The organism is Pseudomonas sp. SMSB3 (assembly GCF_052041965.1).
In the GTDB taxonomy this organism is placed as follows: Bacteria; Pseudomonadota; Gammaproteobacteria; order Pseudomonadales; family Pseudomonadaceae; genus Aquipseudomonas.
On record NZ_JBKGGV010000001.1, the window covers coordinates 61,460 to 79,949 of the forward strand.

Annotated in this window: 19 protein-coding genes; 12 read left to right on the plus strand and 7 right to left on the minus strand. The window is 62.9% G+C overall.

Going from position 1 to position 18,490, the window contains the following annotated elements; all coding sequences use genetic code 11:
• Positions 1-178: 178 nt before the first annotated feature.
• The 3 genes from ACLEJW_RS00300 to gdhA all read left to right on the plus strand — a co-directional run bounded on the left by ACLEJW_RS00300 (position 179) and on the right by gdhA (position 3,986).
• Positions 179-538: a hypothetical protein gene (locus tag ACLEJW_RS00300; protein WP_440776826.1), complete on the plus strand. Its 360-nt coding sequence runs from the start codon at positions 179-181 to the stop codon at positions 536-538.
• 209 nt (positions 539-747) lie between these two features.
• Positions 748-2,415: an energy-dependent translational throttle protein EttA gene (gene ettA, locus ACLEJW_RS00305; RefSeq protein WP_440776827.1), complete on the plus strand. Its 1,668-nt coding sequence runs from the start codon at positions 748-750 to the stop codon at positions 2,413-2,415.
• A 230-nt stretch (positions 2,416-2,645) separates the two neighbouring features.
• A complete protein-coding gene (gene gdhA, locus ACLEJW_RS00310; RefSeq protein WP_440776828.1) occupies positions 2,646-3,986 on the plus strand; it encodes an NADP-specific glutamate dehydrogenase in 1,341 nt (446 codons plus the stop codon).
• Positions 3,987-4,146: 160 nt separating this feature from the next.
• On the opposite strand, the gene ACLEJW_RS00315 is transcribed toward gdhA, so the two are convergent.
• The 4 genes from ACLEJW_RS00315 to ACLEJW_RS00330 all read right to left on the minus strand — a co-directional run bounded on the left by ACLEJW_RS00315 (position 4,147) and on the right by ACLEJW_RS00330 (position 7,569).
• Positions 4,147-4,635 carry a GreA/GreB family elongation factor gene (locus tag ACLEJW_RS00315; protein ID WP_313302108.1) on the minus strand — a complete coding sequence of 163 codons (489 nt, stop codon included), beginning with the start codon at positions 4,633-4,635 and terminating at the stop codon, positions 4,147-4,149.
• A 67-nt stretch (positions 4,636-4,702) separates the two neighbouring features.
• Positions 4,703-5,059 carry a hypothetical protein gene (locus ACLEJW_RS00320; RefSeq protein ID WP_440776829.1) on the minus strand — a complete coding sequence of 119 codons (357 nt, stop codon included), beginning with the start codon at positions 5,057-5,059 and terminating at the stop codon, positions 4,703-4,705.
• Between the two features lie 94 nt (positions 5,060-5,153).
• Positions 5,154-7,007, minus strand: coding sequence for an Lnb N-terminal periplasmic domain-containing protein (locus ACLEJW_RS00325; protein WP_145191639.1), 1,854 nt, complete (start codon positions 7,005-7,007; stop codon positions 5,154-5,156).
• Between the two features lie 73 nt (positions 7,008-7,080).
• Positions 7,081-7,569: a DUF3015 domain-containing protein gene (locus tag ACLEJW_RS00330; protein ID WP_145191641.1), complete on the minus strand. Its 489-nt coding sequence runs from the start codon at positions 7,567-7,569 to the stop codon at positions 7,081-7,083.
• 257 nt (positions 7,570-7,826) lie between these two features.
• Between ACLEJW_RS00330 and ACLEJW_RS00335 the strand changes: the two genes are divergently transcribed.
• From ACLEJW_RS00335 to ACLEJW_RS00350, 4 genes are all read left to right on the plus strand, one after another.
• Positions 7,827-10,265, plus strand: a complete 2,439-nt coding sequence (locus ACLEJW_RS00335) for a Lon protease family protein (protein ID WP_145191644.1) — start codon at positions 7,827-7,829, stop codon at positions 10,263-10,265.
• A 163-nt stretch (positions 10,266-10,428) separates the two neighbouring features.
• Positions 10,429-10,767: a PA4575 family protein gene (locus ACLEJW_RS00340; protein WP_145191647.1), complete on the plus strand. Its 339-nt coding sequence runs from the start codon at positions 10,429-10,431 to the stop codon at positions 10,765-10,767.
• 99 nt (positions 10,768-10,866) lie between these two features.
• Entirely contained in the window at positions 10,867-11,355 is a 489-nt protein-coding gene (locus tag ACLEJW_RS00345) for a TIGR00645 family protein (RefSeq protein ID WP_003247486.1), read from the plus strand.
• A 112-nt stretch (positions 11,356-11,467) separates the two neighbouring features.
• The gene (locus tag ACLEJW_RS00350) at positions 11,468-12,085 is read left to right on the plus strand and encodes an FKBP-type peptidyl-prolyl cis-trans isomerase (protein WP_313302096.1); all 618 of its coding nucleotides are present in this window, start codon (positions 11,468-11,470) and stop codon (positions 12,083-12,085) included.
• Positions 12,086-12,169: 84 nt separating this feature from the next.
• On the opposite strand, the gene ACLEJW_RS00355 is transcribed toward ACLEJW_RS00350, so the two are convergent.
• From ACLEJW_RS00355 to ACLEJW_RS00365, 3 genes are all read right to left on the minus strand, one after another.
• Entirely contained in the window at positions 12,170-12,415 is a 246-nt protein-coding gene (locus tag ACLEJW_RS00355) for a PA4570 family protein (protein ID WP_145191652.1), read from the minus strand.
• Positions 12,416-12,496: 81 nt separating this feature from the next.
• The gene (locus ACLEJW_RS00360; RefSeq protein WP_313302093.1) at positions 12,497-12,838 is read right to left on the minus strand and encodes a zinc ribbon domain-containing protein YjdM; all 342 of its coding nucleotides are present in this window, start codon (positions 12,836-12,838) and stop codon (positions 12,497-12,499) included.
• Between the two features lie 134 nt (positions 12,839-12,972).
• A complete protein-coding gene (locus ACLEJW_RS00365) occupies positions 12,973-13,941 on the minus strand; it encodes a polyprenyl synthetase family protein (RefSeq protein WP_145191657.1) in 969 nt (322 codons plus the stop codon).
• A gap of 245 nt (positions 13,942-14,186) precedes the next feature.
• On the opposite strand from ACLEJW_RS00365, the gene rplU reads away from it, so the two are divergent.
• From rplU to ACLEJW_RS00390, 5 genes are all read left to right on the plus strand, one after another.
• Positions 14,187-14,501, plus strand: a complete 315-nt coding sequence (rplU, locus tag ACLEJW_RS00370) for a 50S ribosomal protein L21 (RefSeq protein WP_008092021.1) — start codon at positions 14,187-14,189, stop codon at positions 14,499-14,501.
• A gap of 38 nt (positions 14,502-14,539) precedes the next feature.
• A complete protein-coding gene (gene rpmA / locus ACLEJW_RS00375) occupies positions 14,540-14,797 on the plus strand; it encodes a 50S ribosomal protein L27 (protein ID WP_023533198.1) in 258 nt (85 codons plus the stop codon).
• A 188-nt stretch (positions 14,798-14,985) separates the two neighbouring features.
• Positions 14,986-16,212 (plus strand): Obg family GTPase CgtA, encoded by a 1,227-nt coding sequence (gene cgtA / locus ACLEJW_RS00380; RefSeq protein ID WP_145191660.1) that lies wholly within the window; start codon positions 14,986-14,988, stop codon positions 16,210-16,212.
• 85 nt (positions 16,213-16,297) lie between these two features.
• Positions 16,298-17,416: a glutamate 5-kinase gene (gene proB / locus ACLEJW_RS00385; protein WP_145191663.1), complete on the plus strand. Its 1,119-nt coding sequence runs from the start codon at positions 16,298-16,300 to the stop codon at positions 17,414-17,416.
• Entirely contained in the window at positions 17,413-17,874 is a 462-nt protein-coding gene (locus ACLEJW_RS00390) for a CreA family protein (protein ID WP_145191666.1), read from the plus strand. Before proB ends, ACLEJW_RS00390 begins: the two co-directional genes overlap by 4 nt.
• Positions 17,875-18,490: the final 616 nt, after the last annotated feature.

The window sequence follows — 18,490 nt, forward strand, 5'->3', positions numbered from 1 at the left end:
GCTGTGCACTATAAAGCCGGACATCCGAACGGGATAGCATGCCTGTGATTATGGCAATGTGCCAGCCCGAATATCTGCCGCCAGCGGTCGAGCTGTGCCGTGGGCGGTTCGGCAAGCCCGTGCATCCTGTGCGAGAATGCCGCCCGCTTCAATGACAACGCATCGGAGATGTTCGGTTTTGGTTACTCACTTTTCCACCAATGGCCTCGATTCCGCCTGTGGGCGCAGCAGTCAGACCCTTGTCAGCACTGCCGTGACCACGGACGTATCCTGCAAATCGTGCCAGCGCTCGCTGGTCAAGCCGAGCCCGGCGGCGGCGGCCGTACCCAAGTCGCCATCGCTGGCCGAGCTGCGCAAGACCGCCAAGACCGCCAAAACGGTCAGCGCGCCAGCCGCCCCGGCGCCTGCCGTCGTGCCAGCGCAGCCTGTACGCAGCGCAGGCTTCAGCGTCAAGGCCGCCTGGGCCGCACGTTTGACCGGGCAAGGCGACCGTTGCCGCCTGCCACGGGGCAAGGCGGCCAAACAGCGTCACGTCTGAGCCTGCGTCAGCTGCCGTGCCGGCCCCCAGCGTGCAGCGCCGAGGGGCCGGCACGGCACCAGGCCCCCACCATCCGACCACCCTGTGCAACGCTGCGCGTTGGCGTAGAATGGTCGACTTTGTTCACTACACCCTGTAAACACATCCCCCTGGCCGCGTGGCCGGGGCGCGCGTCGATGTCTTTACCTATCTGATTAGAGGGCTTGGTTTTGGCTCAATACGTCTACACCATGCATCGGCTGAGCAAGGTCGTGCCGCCGAAGCGGGAAATTCTCAAGAACATCTCCCTGTCGTTCTTCCCAGGCGCCAAGATCGGCGTACTCGGCCTGAACGGCGCCGGTAAGTCCACCCTGCTGCGGATCATGGCCGGCGTCGACAAGGAATTCGACGGCGAAGCGCGTCCGATGCCCGACATCAATGTCGGTTACCTGCCTCAGGAGCCGCAACTGGACCCGAGCAAGTCCGTGCGCGAAGTGGTCGAGGAAGCCGTCAGCGTGATCAAGGACGCCCAGGCCCGCCTGGACGAGGTCTACGCCGCCTACGCCGAGCCTGACGCCGATTTCGACAAGCTGGCTGCCGAGCAGGCCAAGCTCGAAGCCATTCTGCAGGCCGCCGACGGCCACAACCTCGAGCGCCAGCTCGACGTAGCCGCCGACGCCCTGCGTCTGCCGGCCTGGGATGCACGCATCGAACACCTGTCCGGTGGTGAGAAGCGCCGCGTCGCCCTGTGCCGTCTGCTGCTGTCGGCCCCCGACATGCTGCTGCTCGACGAACCGACCAACCACCTGGATGCCGATTCGGTGGCCTGGCTCGAGCGCTTCCTGCACGACTTCCCTGGCACCGTGGTGGCGATCACCCACGACCGTTACTTTCTCGACAACGTCGCCGGCTGGATTCTCGAACTCGACCGCGGCGCCGGTATCCCGTACGAGGGCAACTACTCGGGTTGGCTGGACGCCAAGTCCGATCGTCTGGCGCAGGAATCCAAGCAGCAGAGCGCCCACGAGAAGGCCATGAAAGAGGAACTGGAGTGGGTGCGCAAAGGCGCCAAGGCCCGTCAGTCCAAATCCAAGGCGCGTCTGCAACGCTTCGAAGAACTGCAATCGCAGGAATTCCAGAAGCGCAGCGAAACCAACGAGATCTACATCCCGGCCGGTCCGCGCCTGGGCGACAAGGTCATCGAGTTCAAGAACGTCACCAAGGGCTACGGCGACCGCGTGCTGATCGACAACCTGTCGTTCTCCATGCCCAAAGGCGCCATCGTCGGGGTGATCGGCGGTAACGGTGCCGGTAAATCGACCCTGTTCCGCATGCTGATGGGCAAGGAACAACCGGACTCGGGCAGCATCGAGATCGGCGAAACCGTGCAACTGGCCTGCGTCGACCAGAGCCGCGAAGACCTCGACGGCAGCAAGACCGTGTTCCAGCAGATCTCCGACGGCTCCGACCAGATCCGCATCGGCAGCTACGAGATTCCATCGCGCACCTACGTCGGCCGCTTCAACTTCAAAGGCGGCGACCAGCAGAAGTTCGTCAAGGACCTCTCCGGTGGTGAGCGTGGCCGTCTGCACCTGGCACTGACCTTGAAGGAGGGCGGTAACGTCCTGCTGCTCGACGAACCGTCCAACGACCTCGACGTCGAGACCCTGCGCTCCCTGGAAGAAGCCCTGCTGGACTTCCCAGGCGCGGCGATCGTGATTTCCCACGACCGTTGGTTCCTGGACCGTGTGGCCACTCACATCCTGGCCTACGAAGACGACTCCAACGTGGTGTTCTTCGAGGGCAACTACACCGAGTACGAAGCGGACCGCAAAAAGCGTCTGGGCGATGCTGCTGCCCAGCCGCACCGTGTGCGTCACAAGAAGCTGGCTCAGTAAGCCGGTTTCCGATGCACGATCATGGGGCCCAAGTGGCCCCATTTTTGTGCTCGCTTGAAAAGCCTGTGGGCCTATGAATCAGGGATAGCGAGCAGTGGCTTTGTATACATTTATATAAAACGCACCAAATAATTTCATAAAAACGACATTGCGCCCTGTTGCAGTGCGATTGCTTCTTGGTACATTCGGGAAAAACCAATAAGTCCAATCCTCTTGGTGAGATGTCTACCATGATCGAATCCGTCGACCATTTCCTCGCACGCCTGCAGCAACGTGACCCCGGCCAGGCCGAATTCCATCAGGCGGTAGAAGAGGTGCTGCGCACCCTGTGGCCGTTCCTCGAAGCCAATCCGCGTTACCTGCAATCGGGCATTCTCGAGCGCATGGTCGAGCCTGAGCGCGCTGTGCTGTTCCGGGTGTCGTGGGTAGACGATCAGGGCAAGGTCCAGGTCAACCGTGGCTATCGCATCCAGATGAACAGCGCCATTGGCCCGTACAAGGGCGGCCTGCGCTTCCACCCGTCGGTGAACCTGAGCGTGCTCAAGTTCCTGGCCTTCGAGCAGGTGTTCAAGAACTCCCTGACCTCGCTGCCCATGGGCGGCGGCAAAGGCGGCTCGGACTTCGACCCCAAGGGCAAGAGCGACGCCGAGGTCATGCGCTTCTGCCAGGCGTTCATGAGCGAGTTGTACCGCCACATCGGCGCTGACTGCGACGTGCCGGCCGGTGACATAGGTGTCGGTGCGCGCGAGATCGGTTTCATGTTCGGCCAGTACAAGCGCCTGGCCAACCAGTTCACCTCGGTGCTCACCGGCAAGGGCATGACCTACGGCGGCAGCCTGATCCGCCCGGAGGCCACCGGCTACGGCTGCGTGTACTTCGCCGAAGAAATGCTCAAGCGCAAGGGCCAGCGCATCGATGGCCGCCGCGTGGCGATCTCCGGTTCCGGCAACGTGGCCCAGTATGCGGCGCGCAAGGTCATGGACCTGGGCGGCAAGGTGATCTCGCTGTCCGACTCCGAGGGCACCTTGTACGCCGAGGCCGGCCTGAGCGACGCACAGTGGGACGCCTTGATGGAGCTCAAGAACGTCAAGCGCGGGCGCATCAGCGAGCTGGCCACGCAGTTCGGCCTGGAGTTCCGCAAGGGCCAGACGCCATGGAGCCTGGCTTGCGATATCGCCTTGCCCTGCGCCACCCAGAACGAGCTGGATCTCGACGATGCGCGGACCTTGTTGGGCAACGGCTGCATATGCGTGGCCGAAGGCGCCAACATGCCGACTACCCTGGCTGCGGTCGACCTGTTCATCGAGGCCGGCATTCTGTATGCGCCAGGCAAGGCGTCCAATGCTGGCGGCGTAGCCGTGTCGGGCCTGGAGATGTCGCAGAACGCCATGCGTCTGCTGTGGACGGCGGGGGAGGTCGACAGCAAGCTGCACAACATCATGCAGTCGATTCACCATGCGTGTGTGCATTACGGCGAGGAAGCCGACGGTACGGTGAACTACGTCAAAGGCGCCAACATTGCCGGGTTCGTCAAAGTAGCTGACGCCATGCTGGCGCAAGGGGTGGTCTAGTAGCCCATCGGCTGCCGCGCTTTGGCCTGTGGGAGCAACTGTCTTGCGCAGCCATCAAACCCGTGGCGATCTTCTTGTGGGAGCAAGACAGCTGCTCCCACAAAGTGAATCCCACCGGGTGATCCCTCAGGGTGCGGTGACGCAGCCTTTGCAAAGCCACTCACCCAATCTCGAGAATCTCGATCATCTGATCCCCCACCGGTCGCCGCCATACCACTTCATCCCCTGGCCCCGCGCCCAGCAAGGCCCGGCCCAGGGGTGAACCCCAATTGATCAGCCCGCGCCCGGCGTCGGCCTCATCTTCACCTACCAATTGCACAAGATGCTCCTGGTCCTGCTCATCGACGAAGCGCACCCGGCTACCGATCTGCACCTTGCTGCGCGAGGACGCCTGCGGTACCACCTGAGCGCTCTGCACCCGCGCGCTGAAGTAGCGCAGATCCCGCTCCGCATCGGCCAGGCGCTGTTTGTCGGCGCGCTCGCCCTGGGCCTGCAGTTCGCTGCGCAAGGCGTTGAGTTCGGTCACCCGCAGCTGCAGCTGCTGCAAGCCGTTGGCGGTCACGTAATTGGGTTGTTCGCTGACCCGTCGCTCTACCGGCTGAACAGCCTGGGCGGCGGCTTGATCTTCGTTGACGAATGCTCGGCTCATCAATGGCCTCCTTTTGCAGAAGACCAGCATGGCAGCCTGGCGGTTTCAGTGGATGTCCGCCTGCGACCTAGTCAGGGCGGTAGGCCCGTGCAGCGCCACGGTGCTTTTCCTGCTGCCACTGGCGCTCACGCTCGTCCCAGAACTGCTCATGGTACTCACGTTGCGCTTCGCTGTTCTGCATGGCCTGGCACTGGCGAAAGCCGTCGTCCCAGCCATTTTCGTACTGGCGCTCGTGCAGGTAGCGCTGCACGTTCTTGCGATACTCGCCGGCTATCGTCCCGGCCGCCTGGCGGCCGCTGCTGCAGCCGTCCTGGAAGCCATCGGCGAATGCCGGGGGATAACCGCGCTCGACCATTTGCTGGTGAGTGCTTTCACACCCTGCCAGCAACAATGCCAAGCACAAGCCTAAGCCTAATCGCGACATGACCACCTGGACCTTTGCAGCGTTACTGTCAGTCTAGGTGGCGATCTGTCGCAGCGCTGTCAAATCAATGTCAAAGGCTCGCGTGGCGCACACGTCAGTAGTGATACCACTTGAGCTCGAGCATCACCTCGTTCTGCGCCGTGGCCAGGTGGCTGAACTGGCGCGAAGCACTCAGGCGCAGGCCCAGGTTCTGGCTGATTTCCCACTGCTGGTTGAGGCTCACACTGCGGCGTACCTCGCCATTGGTGAAGTAATCGCCCTTGGCCTCCAGGGTCATGTTGCCCAAGCCGTTGCGCCACAACAGGCCGCTGTTGAACCCGGCTGCCGGGGCGATGAACTGGGCGAAGTCGTTGTGGTGCTCGACCCGCACCGTGCCCAGGGCAAAGCCCAGCAAGCCGTCGGCCAACTGCCAGGTGCCGCCGGCGCCGCCATTGACGTGGCTGACCAGCACCTCGTCGTCATGCTTGCCCGGCACCCGCTCGAGGCCGCCCGCCACCTGCCACGACCACGGCTTGAGCAGCGCGTTGCGCGGGGTCAGCGAGCGAATGGTCGCCAGATCGAGGCGCTGCACCTGCCAGTCGTTGCCCTCGTACTGACGCACCTTGAGCTGCAGGATTTCGATCTGCGCACCCAGCGGGAAGCCATAGGCGTTGTCGTTGAGGTCGTGATAGGCCATGCGCAGGCCGTACTCGGCATAGGCGCGGTCTTCACGCGTGCCGACGCCCAGCTGCCAGGTGCGCGAGTCGTGGCCATCCTCGGGCAAGCCGGGGCGCTCGATCTGCAGCGCTGGCGGCGGGTTGCTGTTGATCGCCCGCAACAGCTCGAAGCTGCGCTTGGCCTGGCCAGGGTCGCGCTCCTGACCATTGGCGCGGTAGCGCTCCAGGCGGTAGGCGGCGTCCTGCACCAGCGCCTGGCGCTCGCGCGGCATGGCCTTGAAGGCAGGGCTCTGCAGTTGCGAGGTGTCGGCGCTGACCGCCAGTACCTGCTGTTTTTCGGCGTGATCGAGCGGCTCGGCACGGGCCAGCAGCTCGCGCTCGCGGGAGGGGCGATAGACCTCGCTGGCCACCAGGCCAGACTGTTTGACGGCCTTGACCGTGTCGGTCGGAATGGCCGTGAGCGGAAACTGCGAGGTCAGGTCCAGGCTCGGCCGGGCCACTTGCAGCAGCTCCAGCAGGCGGTACGAGCAGTTTTCGTCGAAGAAGAAGTAATCGAACTGGATCTGCTTGAGTTCCCAGACGTGTTCGACCATGCGCCCGGTTTCTTCCGGCGTCAGGTCCAGCTGGTACTCCCACAGGTCGCGGTTCTCCAGGCTGCGGTATTCGGAGAGCTTTTCCTGGTAGGGCATCATCGCGAACAGGCCGGGGTAGCCGCCCATCAGGCCTTTCCAGGCGTACAGGATGCTGTTGTCGCTGCCTTCGATGTAGGCGCCGAAGTTGATCGCGTAACTGAGCAACGTGGTGTCGTCGCTGCGGGTATTGGACTGATCGATGCGCAGCAGGGTATGGCCGAACATCGACGAGGGGCTGTTCAGGTAGGCTGCGGGGAAGATCAACGCCGCGCTGTGCGGGTCGATCGACGTGTACCACGTCTTGTACTCCTGGCAGTCGGGTTGCGGCAGGCCTTGCAGGTCGAGCTGCTCGCGTAACCATCGGGTGCGCGCCGGGAACACGCATTGGGCATGTTTGTCGCCCAGGCTTGCAGGGGCGTACAGGGCTTGCACGGTGGCCGCCAGCTCCTGGTCGGGATGGTGCGCGCCGTCGGCGGCGAGGAAGAACTTGTCATCGTCCACATAGCTGCGCCAACCGCCGAGCTTGGCCGTTTCATAGTGACCCAGGGCGATCCAGTAAGGGGTGTTGGCCAGCTGTTGCAGGCGGCCTGGGTCCAGCACTGGCGTGGCATGAACAGGGGCGCAGGCAATCAGCGCCAGAGATGCGAGGCGTTTGAGCATGGGGGGCAACTACTTCTTGAAGATTGCCGAAAAGGCGAAACCCGCCCCGGGGTCGGGGCGGGCGTAGCTGCACTCAGGCCTCGGAAGCGTACTTGGCCAGGCGTGGGTCGTTCTTCAGAACGGCCAGGGTGTTGCTGTGCACGGTTTCAGCGTTCACGTCAGCACTGCTGAAGATCTGGTTGAAGTGCTGGTGGGTGACCGAGTTGAAGTAGCCACGGTCTTCCGGCGCTACGCCCAGAACCACAGCGTAGGTGGTCAGGGCTTCGCCCTGGCCCATAGCCATGTCTTCGGACAGTTCGTTCATCATGCCATTCATGGCGAACCAGGATTTGCCGCCGTAGGTCAGCGCGGCCTTGGTCGAGCAGCCGTTGGTGCCGGAGGTCATGCCGAAGGTGGCGTTACCCGAGGTACCGTTGGTGGTGGAGGCCAGGAAGTGGGCCGGGGTGCCGCGCTGGCCTTCGAACAACAGGTTGCCCCAACCGCAATTCGGGCCACCTGGCGCTTCTGCCATGGCGTTGAGGGAAACCACGGTGAACAGAGTACCCAGAAGAATCCGTTTCATAGCTTTGTTCTCTTATGTCTTAGACGTTAACCAAGGGTCAGGTTACTGGCAACGTGATTGCCAGGTCGGGAAAGCATTTCACCCACCCGCGCAGCTTGGAGTTTAGGCACGATCTAAAGGTTGCGTCATTGATTGCGAAAAATTTGCTTGGTTAACCGGTATCGCAGCTGCGACATAAAGTCCGCTGGAGCCTTGCAAGGCGCGCGCAGGCAGCGCCAGAATGCTGAGTATCTGCCCCGCCGAAGTAAGGAAACCCAATGCCCGATCCTGTCGCTGCGCGCCTGCGTCTTGCGCCTGAAGCCCTGACCCGGCGTTTCTCCCCCGAGCAGTTTGCCTTTACCCACACCGACGATCTGGAGCCGTTTCGCGGAGTCCTGGGCCAAGAACGTGCTGTCGAAGCCCTGCAGTTCGGCGTGGCCATGCCACGTCCCGGTTACAACGTGTATGTGATGGGCGAGCCCGGCACTGGGCGCTTCTCGTTCGTCAAGCGTTACCTCAAGGCCGAGGGCAAGCGTCAGCAGACCCCGGCCGACTGGCTCTACGTCAACCACTTCGACGATACCCGCGAGCCCCGGGCATTGGAGCTGCCCTCGGGCAGTGCGGCAGCGTTCATCAGCGACATGGGCGGGCTGATCGACAACCTGCTGGCCACTTTTCCGGCGGTGTTCGAACACCCTTCGTACCAGCAGAAGAAGGGCGCCATCGACCGCGCCTTCAACCAGCGTTACGACCGCGCCCTGGATGTGATCGAGCGCGCCTCGCTGGAGAAGGACGTGGCCCTGTACCGGGACGCCAGCAATGTGGCCTTCACCCCCATGGCCGACGGCAAGGCGCTGGATGAGGCAGAGTTCGCCCAGCTGCCCGAAGAGGTGCGCGAGCAGTTCCACGAAGACATCGCCCTGCTCGAAGAGCGCCTGAACGAAGAGCTGGCCAGCCTGCCGCAATGGAAGCGCGAGTCGAATAACCAGCTGCGCCAGCTCAACGAAGAAACCATCACCCTGGCCTTGCAGCCCTTGCTGGCGCCGCTGTCCGAAAAATACGCCGAAAACGCTGCGGTCTGCGCCTACCTGCAATCGGTGCAGCTCAACCTGTTGCGCACCGTGGTCGAGCAACTGGTCGACGACAGCAAGACCGACGCGGTGGCGCGCAAGCTGCTCGAAGAGCAGTACATGCCGAGCCTGGTGGTCGGCCATCACGCCGATGGCGGTGCGCCGGTGGTCTTCGAGCCGCACCCGACCTACGACAACCTGTTCGGGCGGATCGAATACAGCACCGACCAAGGCGCGTTGTACACCTCCTACCGCCAGCTGCGCCCCGGTGCGTTGCACCGGGCCAATGGCGGCTTCCTGATCCTCGAAGCGGAAAAGATGCTCGGCGAGCCGTTCGTCTGGGACGCGCTCAAGCGCGCCTTGCAGTCGCGCAAGCTGAAGATGGAATCGCCGCTTGGCGAGCTGGGCCGCGTGGCTACCGTCAGCCTCACGCCGCAGATGATCCCGCTGAACATCAAGTTGGTGATCATCGGCTCGCGCCAGCTGTACTACGCGCTGCAAGACCATGATCCAGACTTCCAGGAAATGTTCCGGGTGCTGGTCGACTTCGACGAAGACATGCCGATGGTCGACGAGAACCTCGAGCAGTTCGCCCAACTGCTGCGCACCCGCACCAACGAAGAGGGCATGGCGCCGCTGACCAGCGACGCGGTGGCGCGCCTGGCCACCTACAGCGCCCGCCTGGCGGAAAACCAGTCGCGCCTGTCGGCGCGCATTGGCGACCTGTTCCAGCTGGTCAGTGAGGCCGACTTCATTCGCCAGTTGGCCAGCGACGAAATGACCGACGCCGGGCATATCGAGCGCGCACTCAAGGCCAAGGCGTTCCGCACCGGCCGGGTCTCGCAGCGGGTGCTCGACGACATGCTGGCCGGGATCATCCTGATCGACAGCGAAGGCGCAGCCATCGGCAAGTGCAACGGCCTGACCGTGCTGGAAGTCGGTGACTCGGCATTCGGCATGCCCGCGCGCATTTCCGCCACGGTCTACCCCGGCGGCAGCGGCATCGTCGACATCGAGCGCGAGGTCAACCTCGGCCAGCCGATTCACTCCAAGGGCGTGATGATCCTGACCGGGTACCTGGGCAGCCGTTATGCCCAGGAATTCCCCCTGGCGATTTCCGCGAGCATCGCCCTGGAGCAGTCCTACGGCTACGTGGACGGCGACAGTGCCTCGTTGGGTGAGGCGTGCACGCTGATCTCGGCCCTGTCGCGCACACCGCTCAAGCAGTGCTTTGCCATTACCGGCTCGATCAACCAGTTCGGCGAAGTGCAGGCGGTGGGTGGGGTCAACGAGAAGATCGAAGGCTTCTTCCGCCTGTGCGAAGCACGCGGCCTGACCGGCGAGCAGGGGGTGATCATCCCGCGTGCCAACGTCGCCACGCTGATGCTCGACGAGCGGGTGCTGCAGGCGGTGGAAAACGGCGTATTCCATGTGTACGCCGTCAGCCAGGCCGACGAAGCCTTGAGCCTGCTGGTGGGTGAAGACGCCGGCGAGCTGGACGACAAGGGCCAGTTCACCGAGGGCAGCGTCAATGCGCGGGTGGTGGAGCGCTTGCGCGAGATCGCCGAAATGATCAGCGAGGAAGACATCGAGAAGGCGGAAAAAGAACGCCTCGAAGAGGTGATCGCCCAGGCTAAACCGGCCTGAGTCAAGAAACCGGCGCTAGCGGCCATGTGCTACCGTTCAGCGCCGGTTTTCCATCTTCGCCTGGCGATCTTCTATGCTGGAACTTAAGGACGGTATCAGGGTTCAGGATGGAAACAGCTCGGGTGTCCTGGGCTGAACAGGGCTTCATGGAGGGTACGCGGCCATGCGCAACCTCAGCCTTACTCGCCAGTGCCTGGGCCTGGTGACTCGCATCGAATGCAGCATCCGCCCACTGGCCGGGGATACTGGCATGTGGACCTTGCTGTTCGCGGCCGGCATGGCCGGCGAACAACCTTCCGCGATCAAGGCACAAGGGCCGTTCCACGGGCCGATGGTGGCCGAGTCGGTCCTCAGCGCCATCGTCGACAGCCTGACCTTGCACGGTTACCGCGTCGCCGACGACCCACAGATCTGGTGCCTGCATCTGCAAGCTCAGCTGCGCCGCATCAACGGCGAGCGCTGTCGCAACCTCGGCGACTACCAGTTTCATCCGGAAACCTGATCACACCCTGCGCCAGCGTGTCGCAGGCTTTTGCTGTCACAGGCGGCTGGCTATACTCGCGCTCGTTTCTCCAGTCACCTGACGAGTCCCAAACCCTCCATGGAACGTATTCTCGAAAACGCGATGTATGCCTCGCGCTGGCTGCTCGCCCCTATCTACTTTGGTTTGTCGCTAGGCCTGCTGGCACTGGCGCTGAAGTTTTTCCAGGAAGTGGTCCACGTCCTGCCCAATGTCTTCGCCCTCAGCGAAGCCGACCTGATCCTGGTGATCCTGTCGCTGATCGACATGTCGCTGGTCGGCGGCCTGCTGGTGATGGTGATGATCTCCGGCTACGAGAACTTCGTTTCGCAGCTGGACATCGACGAGAGCAAGGAAAAGCTCAACTGGCTGGGCAAGATGGATTCTTCATCGCTGAAGATGAAAGTGGCCGCTTCGATCGTGGCGATTTCGTCCATCCACTTGCTGCGGGTGTTCATGGACGCGCAGAACATCTCCACCGATTACCTGATGTGGTATGTGATCATCCACATGACCTTCGTCGTCTCGGCGTTCTGCATGGGCTACCTGGACAAGCTGACCAAGCACTGAGCCCCCCTGGGCGCCGCTACGGTCCAGCTGCCGAGCGGCGCCCAGTGTGCTAGGCTGCTCGCCCTTTTCATCAAGGGCGCGGCTGCACGGCGCCCTGCAGTGGAGCACGACAATGTCCGAACTCAACCTGTCCACCGACGAAACCCGCGTCAGCTACGGCATCGGCCGTCAGCTGGGCGGCCAGCTGCGTGACAACCCGCCACCGGGCGTTAGCCTGGAGGCCATCCTGGCCGGCCTGACCGACGCCTTCAACGGTGCCGACAGCCGCGTCAGCGAAGCCGACCTGTCGGCCAGCTTCAAGGTCATTCGTGACGTGATGCAGGCTGAAGCTGCTGCCAAGGCCGAAGCCGCTGCTGCCTCTGGCAAGCAGTTCCTCGCCGACAACGCCAAGCGTGACGGCATCACCACCCTGGCCTCGGGCCTGCAGTACGAAGTGCTGAGCACAGGTGAAGGCGCCAAGCCGAGCCGCGACAGCAACGTGCGCACCCACTACCACGGCACCCTGATCGACGGCACCGTGTTCGACAGCTCCTACGAGCGTGGTCAGCCGGCTGAATTCCCGGTGGGTGGTGTCATCGCTGGCTGGACTGAAGCCCTGCAGCTGATGAACGCCGGTAGCAAATGGCGCCTGTACGTGCCGAGCGAACTGGCCTACGGCGCCCAAGGCGTTGGCAGCATCCCGCCGCACAGCGTGCTGGTGTTCGACGTCGAGCTGCTCGACGTTCTGTAATGCCCGCTTGATGCGATTCGCGGCACTCGCCCGCTGCCACGGCCTAGCGCCGGGCAGCGGGCGGATGCCGTGAAACTGCCGGTTTCAATTCCAGTCTGTTCCCCCAGGGCGCAACGCCCGTGCATAGCAGAACAAAAACAGATTGCGCACCAGCTCCTTGAGCACGATCGGCTCGCTCGAATTCAACCCATTCAGGTCCAGGTCACCTTGGTCGCGCAGTTCGTCCAGGGCTTCTTCTTCGAGCACCGCGCACACTTCACCGGTTTCCCGATGAAGAATGCGCAGGTAGGGGTGGGGCCGGTCCAGCCAGGCGTCGATCAGATAAGTCATGGCTATTCTCCTTGGATAGCGGTTCCAATGAGAATAATTCTTATTATCAGAATAGCAAGTGCCAATTGGCGGATTTTGTCATCACACCTTACGCACGAACTCGGACTTGAGCTTCATGGCGCCGATGCCGTCGATCTTGCAGTCGATGTCGTGGTCGCCGTCGCACAGGCGGATGTTCTTGACCTTGGTGCCGACCTTGACCACCAGCGACGAGCCTTTGACCTTGAGGTCCTTGATCACGGTGACGGTGTCGCCGTCCTGCAGGACGTTGCCGACCGAATCTTTCTTCACCACGTCGTCGCTGGTGGCTTCGGCTTCAGCGTTGGCCGACCACTCGTGGGCGCACTCGGGGCAGATCAGCTGGGTGCCATCCTCGTAGGTGTATTCGGAATTGCAGTTGGGGCAGGGCGGCAAATTGCTCACTTCGGATCCTTAAACAGGCGGGCGGTTAAAGGCCCATATTGTATAAGGTTTTGTCGGGAAAGTGTTTCACCTGCCCAAACGCATCGCGGGCAAGCTGGTTGCCCAGCTTGCCCGCGATTGAAGCGAAGCGAGGGTCAGTGCGTGCGGGCGACTGCGAATTCGCTCAGCTCGACGAGGGCGTCGCGGTATTCGCTGGCCGGCAGCACTTCCAGGCAGGCGATGGCACGCTTGACGTAATCGCGGGCCATTTCGGCGGTGTACTTCAAGGCGCCGGAGTCTTGCACGGCCTGGCGAATCTGCTCCAGGTCCTCGAGCCCGCCTTTCTGGATGGCCTTGCGCACCAGTGCCGCTTGCTCAGGGGTGCCTTCGCGCATGGTGTAGATCAGCGGCAAGGTCGGCTTGCCTTCGGCGAGGTCGTCACCGACGTTCTTGCCCAGGGCTTCGGCGTCGCCTTCGTAGTCGAGCAGGTCGTCGACCAGCTGGAAGGCCACCCCCAGGTGGTCGCCGAAGGTGCGCAGCGCCTCGCGCTGTTCGGCGCTGGCGCCAGCCAGGGCGGCGGCGCTGTGGGTCGAGGCTTCGAAGAGCATCGCGGTCTTGCCGCGGATGACGTCCATGTACACCTCTTCGGTCGTGCTGGCATCGCGTACCCGCGACAACTGCAGCACTTCGCCCTCGGCGATCACCCGGGTGGCCTTGGACAGGATCTGCATCACCGGCATCGAGCCGAGCTCGACCATCATTTCGAACGAGCGTGAATAAAGGAAGTCGCCCACCAGCACGCTCGGTGCGTTGCCCCACAGGGCATTGGCGGTGGAGCGGCCACGGCGCATGCCGGACATGTCGACCACGTCGTCGTGCAGCAAGGTGGCGGTGTGCAGGAACTCGATGGTCGCCGCCAGCAGGCGCAGCTGGTCGCCTTCGCGGCCCAGGGCCTTGCCGCACAGCAGCACCAGCAGTGGACGCAGACGCTTGCCGCCGGCCGACGTGATATAGTCGCCGATCTTCGATACCAGCGGCACGCGCGAGGTCAGCTGCTTCTTGATGATCTCGTCGACGGCGCTGAAATCGTCAGCTACCGCGCGGTAGAAGGTTTGGGGTTGCATCGGCTGCTCCATTGGGGTTGCGCGGCATGCTAGGTCGCAGGTCCCGGTGTGTCAAGGCGCGGTGCCCGCGGGCCGGGGCCGGGACTTGCAAGCAAAACCGCGGTTGCGTACAATCGCGCACCCTAACTTCCTGGGCAGCACCTGCCTTACGCAATTGCACAGGGCCGTTCCAGCCCCATGCAGCCATGCCAGCCAATACTCATCATATAAAGCGCTGGGTGAGCAGGATTATCGGAGAAATACCCATGTCTTACGCAGTAATCGTTACCGGCGGCAAGCAGTACAAAGTCGCTGAAGGTGAATTCCTCAAGATCGAAAAACTGGAAATCGCCACTGGCGAGTCCGTGACCTTCGATCGCGTTCTGCTGGTTGCCAACGGTGAAGAAGTCACCATCGGCGCTCCAGTCGTCGCCGGCGCTAAAGTGGTTGCCGAAGTCGTTTCGCAAGGCCGTCACGACAAGGTCCGCATCATCAAGTTCCGTCGTCGTAAGCACCACATGAAGCGTATGGGCCACCGCCAGTGGTTCACCGAGATCAAAATCACCGGTATCCAGGCTTAATCGCCCGGTTCCCCTGAATTTATTTGGAGAATTGAACCATGGCTCACAAAAAGGCTGGTGGTAGTACTCGTAACGGTCGCGACTCAGAATCGAAACGCCTTGGCGTGAAGATGTATGGCGGCCAGGTTATCAAGCCAGGCAACATCATCGTCCGCCAGCGCGGCACCGAATTCCACCCAGGCTACGGCGTGGGCATCGGTAAAGATCACACCCTGTTCGCCAAGATCGAAGGCGTGATCAAGTTCGAGAAGAAAGGCGAGTTCAACCGCCGTTACGTGAGCATCGTCGCAGCCTAATCGCGACGTCGCTCCTGAAGCCCCGTCATGCGACGGGGCTTTTTCGTTTGTGGTGAGCCTCTTGCAAAGCTGTTTGTATGGGCTGCCGGCGTGGGTTTCTTCGGTCGTACGGGGCCGCCGCGCTCATTTTTGCAAGAGCCTCAGGTTTTTCAGTATTCAGCTCGCCGATCGGCGAGAGGCGGTTTTCAATGAAGTTTGTTGACGAAGTATCCATTCGGGTCAAGGCCGGTGACGGCGGTAACGGTTGCATGAGCTTCCGCCGCGAGAAGTTCATCGAGAACGGCGGCCCCAACGGCGGTGACGGTGGTGATGGCGGTTCGGTGTACATGGTTGCCGACGAAAACCTCAACACCCTGGTCGACTATCGCTACACCCGTCACCACGAAGCCCAGCGCGGCTCCAATGGCGGCAGCACCGATTGCACCGGCAAGAAGGGCGAAGACCTGTTCCTGCGCGTGCCGGTCGGCACTACGGTGATCGACGCCACCACCCAGGAAGTGATCGGCGACCTGGTCACCCCAGGGCAGAAGCTGATGGTCGCCCAGGGCGGCTGGCACGGCCTGGGCAACACCCGTTTCAAGTCCAGTACCAACCGTGCGCCGCGCCAGACCACGCCGGGCAAGCCGGGCGACCAGCGCGACCTGAAGATGGAGCTGAAAGTGCTGGCCGACGTCGGCCTGCTGGGCCTGCCGAACGCGGGCAAGAGCACCTTCATCCGTTCGGTTTCGGCAGCCAAGCCGAAAGTCGCCGACTACCCGTTCACCACCTTGGTGCCAAACCTGGGTGTGGTCAGCGTCGACCGTTGGAAGAGCTTCGTCATCGCCGACATCCCTGGCCTGATCGAAGGTGCCTCCGACGGTGCTGGCCTGGGTATCCGCTTCCTCAAGCACCTGGCGCGCACCCGCGTGCTGCTGCACCTGGTCGACCTGGCGCCGCTGGATGGCAGCAGCCCGGCCGACGCCGCGGAGATCATCATCAACGAGCTGACCCGCTTCAGCCCGTCGCTGACCGACCGTGAGCGCTGGCTGGTGCTGAACAAGTCCGACATGCTGATGGACGACGAGCGTGACGAGCGGGTCAAGGAAGTGGTCGAGCGTCTGCAGTGGGATGGCCCGGTGTATGTGATCTCGGCGATCTCCAAGCAGGGCACCGAGCAGCTGAGCCATGACCTGATGCGCTACATCGAAGACCGCGCCGACCGCCTGGCCAACGACCCAGCTTATGCCGCGGAAATGGCCGAGCTCGACCAGCGCATCGAAGACGAAGCGCGTGCCCAGCTGCAAGCCCTGGACGATGCGCGTACCTTGCGCCGTACCGGCGTCAAGAGCGTGCACGACATCGGCGACGACGATGCCTGGGATGATGATTTCGAGGACGACGAAGACGGCCCGGAAATCATTTACGTGCGCGACTGACCGGTTGCAGTACACTAAACGCCGCTCCTTTGAGCGGCGTTTTTGTATCCACGGTATCTATAGATTCGACATAGGTTGGAAGACGATGCGAAGCAAGGTGACGGGCGCCAAGCGCTGGGTCGTGAAGATTGGCAGTGCCCTGCTGACCGCCGACGGCAAGGGCCTCGACCGCGGCGCCATGGCCGTATGGGTCGAGCAGATGGTCGCGCTGCGTGAAGCGGGCGTGGAGTTGGTGCTGGTGTCCTCCGGGGCCGTGGCTGCCGGCATGAGCCAGTTGGGCTGGTCGTCGCGACCGAGTGCGATGAACGAGTTGCAGGCCGCCGCTTCGATTGGCCAGATGCGCCTGGTGCAAGCCTGGGAATCGAGCTTTGGCGAGCATGGCAAGCACACGGCGCAGATCCTCCTGACCCATGACGACCTGTCCGACCGCAAGCGTTACCTCAACGCCCGCAGCACCTTGCGCACCCTCGTGGACCTGGGCGTGGTGCCGGTGATCAACGAGAACGACACGGTGGTCACCGACGAGATCCGTTTCGGCGATAACGACACCTTGGCCGCGCTGGTGGCCAACCTGGTAGAAGCCGACCTGCTGGTGATCCTCACCGACCGCGACGGCATGTTCGACGCCGATCCGCGCAACAACCCTGAAGCCCAACTGATCTACGAAGCCCGCGCCGACGATCCGTCGCTGGATGCCGTGGCCGGTGGCACCGGTGGTGCGCTGGGGCGTGGCGGCATGCAGACCAAACTGCGTGCGGCGCGCCTGGCGGCCCGTTCCGGTGCCCACACCATCATCATCGGTGGGCGGATCGAGCGTGTGCTCGATCGGCTGAAGGCCGGTGAGCGCCTGGGGACCTTGCTGTCGCCCGAGCGCGGCATGTTGGCGGCGCGCAAGCAGTGGCTGGCCGGTCACCTGCAGACCCGCGGCACCCTGGTGCTGGATGCAGGGGCTGTGGAGGCCTTGCGCGGCGCCAACAAGAGCCTTTTGCCGGTGGGAGTGAAGACCGTGCAGGGCAGCTTCCGGCGTGGCGAGATGGTGGTCTGCGTCGGCCCCGATGGCGCAGAAGTGGCCCGCGGTCTGGCCAACTACAGCGCGCTGGAAGCGCAGAAGATCATCGGGCAGCCGTCCGATGCCATCGTCAGCACCCTGGGCTACATTGCCGAGCCTGAGCTGGTGCACCGTGACAATCTGGTGCTGGTATGAAACGTCTGAAGCAACTGTTGGCGCTGGCAGTTTTCAGCGTACCGATGCTGGCCGGTGCCGAAGAAATCGGCCAGGTGTCCACCGTGTTCAAGTTCGTCGGCCCTAACGATCGAATCGTTGTCGAGGCCTTCGATGACCCTAAGGTCGAGGGCGTGACGTGCTATTTGTCGCGGGCCAAGACGGGTGGCGTGAAGGGCGGCCTGGGCCTGGCCGAAGACCGCGCCGAGGCGTCGATCGCCTGTCGTCAGGTGGGGCCGATCAGCTTCAAGGGCGAGCTCAAGGATGGCGATGAAGTGTTCAAGGAGCGCACTTCGCTGGTGTTCAAGACCATGCAGGTGGTGCGCTTCCTCGACAAGAAGCGCAATACCCTGGTGTACCTGGTCTACAGCGACCGGGTTGTGGAAGGCAGCCCGCAGAATGCGGTGACTGCCATTCCGATTTTGCCTTGGGTGCAGTGATTGGCTGGGAGGCCTGCGGCCTCCAATCGCGACCTTCGGTCGCTCCTACCGTAGGAGCGACCATAGGTCGCGATGGGGCGCATGGCGGCCCCCAGGTTGTGGAAGGCAGCCTGCAGAATGCGGTGACTGCCATTGCGATTCTGCCGTGGGCGCAGTGATTGCCTGGGAGGCCTGCGGCCTCCAATCGCGACCTTCGGTCGCTCCTACCGGAGGAGCGACCATAGGTCGCGATGGGCCGCAAAGCGGCCCCCGGGTTGTCGAAGGCAGCCTGCAGAATGCGGTGAGTGCCATCCTGATTCTGCCTTGGGCGCAGTGATTGGCTGGGAGGCCTGCGGCCTCCAATCGCGACCTTCGGTCGCTCCTACCGTAGGAGCGACCATAGGTCGCGATGGGGCGCAAAGCGGCCCCCGGGTTGTGGAAGGCAGCCTCCAGAATGCGGTGACTGCGATCCTGATTCTGCCTTGGGTGCAGTGATTGGCTGGGAGGCCTGCGGCCTCCAATCGCGACCTTCGGTCGCTCCTACGGTAGGAGCGACCGCAGGTCGCGATGGGGCGCAAAGCGGCCCCCGGGTTGTGGATGGCAGCCCGCAGAATGCGGTGACTGCCATTGCGATTTT

Coding starts and splice junctions, on each gene's coding strand:
- ACLEJW_RS00345 (WP_003247486.1), top strand. CDS start 10,867: ATGGAACGTATTCTCGAAAACGCGATGTATGCCTCGCGCTGGCTGCTC.
- rpmA (WP_023533198.1), top strand. CDS start 14,540: ATGGCTCACAAAAAGGCTGGTGGTAGTACTCGTAACGGTCGCGACTCA.
- ACLEJW_RS00330 (WP_145191641.1), bottom strand. CDS start 7,569: ATGAAACGGATTCTTCTGGGTACTCTGTTCACCGTGGTTTCCCTCAAC.
- ACLEJW_RS00320 (WP_440776829.1), bottom strand. CDS start 5,059: ATGTCGCGATTAGGCTTAGGCTTGTGCTTGGCATTGTTGCTGGCAGGG.
- proB (WP_145191663.1), top strand. CDS start 16,298: ATGCGAAGCAAGGTGACGGGCGCCAAGCGCTGGGTCGTGAAGATTGGC.
- ACLEJW_RS00335 (WP_145191644.1), top strand. CDS start 7,827: ATGCCCGATCCTGTCGCTGCGCGCCTGCGTCTTGCGCCTGAAGCCCTG.
- ACLEJW_RS00350 (WP_313302096.1), top strand. CDS start 11,468: ATGTCCGAACTCAACCTGTCCACCGACGAAACCCGCGTCAGCTACGGC.
- ACLEJW_RS00325 (WP_145191639.1), bottom strand. CDS start 7,007: ATGCTCAAACGCCTCGCATCTCTGGCGCTGATTGCCTGCGCCCCTGTT.
- rplU (WP_008092021.1), top strand. CDS start 14,187: ATGTCTTACGCAGTAATCGTTACCGGCGGCAAGCAGTACAAAGTCGCT.
- ACLEJW_RS00365 (WP_145191657.1), bottom strand. CDS start 13,941: ATGCAACCCCAAACCTTCTACCGCGCGGTAGCTGACGATTTCAGCGCC.
- ACLEJW_RS00340 (WP_145191647.1), top strand. CDS start 10,429: ATGCGCAACCTCAGCCTTACTCGCCAGTGCCTGGGCCTGGTGACTCGC.
- gdhA (WP_440776828.1), top strand. CDS start 2,646: ATGATCGAATCCGTCGACCATTTCCTCGCACGCCTGCAGCAACGTGAC.
- cgtA (WP_145191660.1), top strand. CDS start 14,986: ATGAAGTTTGTTGACGAAGTATCCATTCGGGTCAAGGCCGGTGACGGC.
- ACLEJW_RS00315 (WP_313302108.1), bottom strand. CDS start 4,635: ATGAGCCGAGCATTCGTCAACGAAGATCAAGCCGCCGCCCAGGCTGTT.
- ACLEJW_RS00390 (WP_145191666.1), top strand. CDS start 17,413: ATGAAACGTCTGAAGCAACTGTTGGCGCTGGCAGTTTTCAGCGTACCG.
- ACLEJW_RS00355 (WP_145191652.1), bottom strand. CDS start 12,415: ATGACTTATCTGATCGACGCCTGGCTGGACCGGCCCCACCCCTACCTG.